Origin of the sequence: Mycobacterium sp. (assembly GCF_050701675.1) — a bacterium.
Lineage (GTDB): Bacteria > Actinomycetota > Actinomycetes > Mycobacteriales > Mycobacteriaceae > Mycobacterium.
Genome location: NZ_JBOGDD010000198.1, coordinates 1 through 1,640, shown reverse-complemented (window position 1 = coordinate 1,640; position 1,640 = coordinate 1). Strand labels below are relative to the sequence as shown.

At 64.1% G+C, this 1,640-nt stretch carries 2 protein-coding genes and 1 pseudogene; 1 reads left to right on the top strand and 2 read right to left on the bottom strand.

What is annotated here, in order from left to right:
- Together ACRDUX_RS05780 and ACRDUX_RS05775 are read right to left on the bottom strand one after the other, a co-directional pair.
- A pseudogene (locus tag ACRDUX_RS05780) lies at positions 1-200 on the bottom strand (thiolase C-terminal domain-containing protein); the annotation flags it as partial.
- Positions 201-204: 4 nt separating this feature from the next.
- A complete protein-coding gene (locus ACRDUX_RS05775) occupies positions 205-1,341 on the bottom strand; it encodes an amidohydrolase family protein (RefSeq protein WP_526411881.1) in 1,137 nt (378 codons plus the stop codon).
- A gap of 137 nt (positions 1,342-1,478) precedes the next feature.
- Between ACRDUX_RS05775 and ACRDUX_RS05770 the strand changes: the two genes are divergently transcribed.
- Positions 1,479-1,640, top strand: a 162-nt coding sequence (locus ACRDUX_RS05770) for a TetR family transcriptional regulator (RefSeq protein WP_526411883.1), incomplete at its 3' end; no start/stop codon positions are given.

Genomic DNA, 1,640 nt, shown 5'->3' with positions numbered 1-1,640 from the left:
GTGTAGCCCGCACTGGCCCCCGAGTAGTAGGCGAAACCGTCGACGTCGGTGACCGGTAGACCGGCATCCTCACAGGCGGCCAGGATGGCCTCGCCCGCCAACTCGGTGATCGACTTGGGTAGCGACTCACCGCGCTTGTAGTAGGGCGTGGCGCCGACGCCGACGATGGCGACATCGCGTAGACCCGTCGTGTTCGACACGCGCTCAGAACTTTTCGGCCGGGATGGGTGGAACGTTGGGGAACAGTTCGTAGAACGTGCCCTGGGTGATGCGCAGCCGGGTCTCGGCGCTCACACCGTCGAACAGACCCTTGAGGGTGTCTTGGGTGTGACCGAACGTGCCTTCCATGTGCGGGTAGTCGCTGCCGAACATCACGTTCTTGTAGCCCATGTGGTCGTAGGCGGCCACCGCGGTCTCGTCGTGCTGGAACGATGCGTAGACCTGGTTGTAGAGGATCTCCTTGGGATTGCGGGAAAGCTTGGGGCGCACTGCCATATGATGCTGGCGATAGCCCTCCAACAGACGATCGCCCAGGAACGGCACCCACGTCGCGCCACCCTCGGAGATCAACACCTTCAGGTTGGGGTGACGGTCGAGCGCACCCGAGGCAACCATCTTCATCGCCGCACGCTGACCGGAGAACGTGGTCTCCGCGTAGTTCATGATCGCGCCGCCCGGTCCGCGATAGACCATCCCGGCCCCACCCGACGCGCCGCCGATGGTCATGTCGACCGGGTCGGTGCCGATGTGAAAGGCGATCACCATGCCGGCTTCCTCGGCGGCCGCCCAGAAGGGTTCCCACTCCTTGCGGTGCCAGTCGGGGGCACTAGGGTGCGGGGTCGTCGGCAGGAAGACCGCCTTGAAATCATGCTCTGCCGCCCAGCGCAACTCGTCGATCGCGTCCTCGACGACCAGGGTCGACACCTGCGCGGTCACCACGTATCGCGGCGACACCGCGCAGATCTCCTCGAGCGCCCATTCGTTGCTGGCGCGCATGCATGCCTTGAGAAGTTCGGGAGTGCGGAAGGTCGATCCCCACATGCCCAGCGACGGAAAGATGACCTCGCCCCAGACGCCCTCCTTGTCGAGGTCCCCGATCCGGGCCTTTGCGTCCCGGATGCCCTGCGGCTTCATGCTTTCCTCGATGAAGGCCTCCATTGCCGACGACGGCAGCTTGCGCCGGAAGATCTGTCCGTCCACCGAGACCGTCTCGTACTCGCCGTCGGGATCCTTCTCCGCGCGCGGCGTCAGGTCGGCGAGGGCCTTCGGCAACCGGGACTGCCACAAATCGTCGGGCTCCAGGAAGTGGGAGTCGCCCGAGTTCGTCCAGATCATGCTCATTGGTCCTCCGTGGGTGCGGTAGCTGACTCGAATGCTGCCAGCTCGTGTCGCGCAAGTCCAGTATTTTTAATACATAGGTATTATTATTTTGGCTGAGGTGGCGACGCCGGTAAGACTGATGCGGACGGGAGGAACCGATGGCGGAATTGGATACCGAATCAGCCGCGGGCACGCGGCGGCGCAACGCCTCCGGTGAATCGACCCGGGTGATGCTGATGGAGGTCGCCGAACGGTTGTTCGCCACCCGCGGCATCGAGGCGGTGACGTTGCGGGAGATCCAGCAGGCAGCCGGACAATCC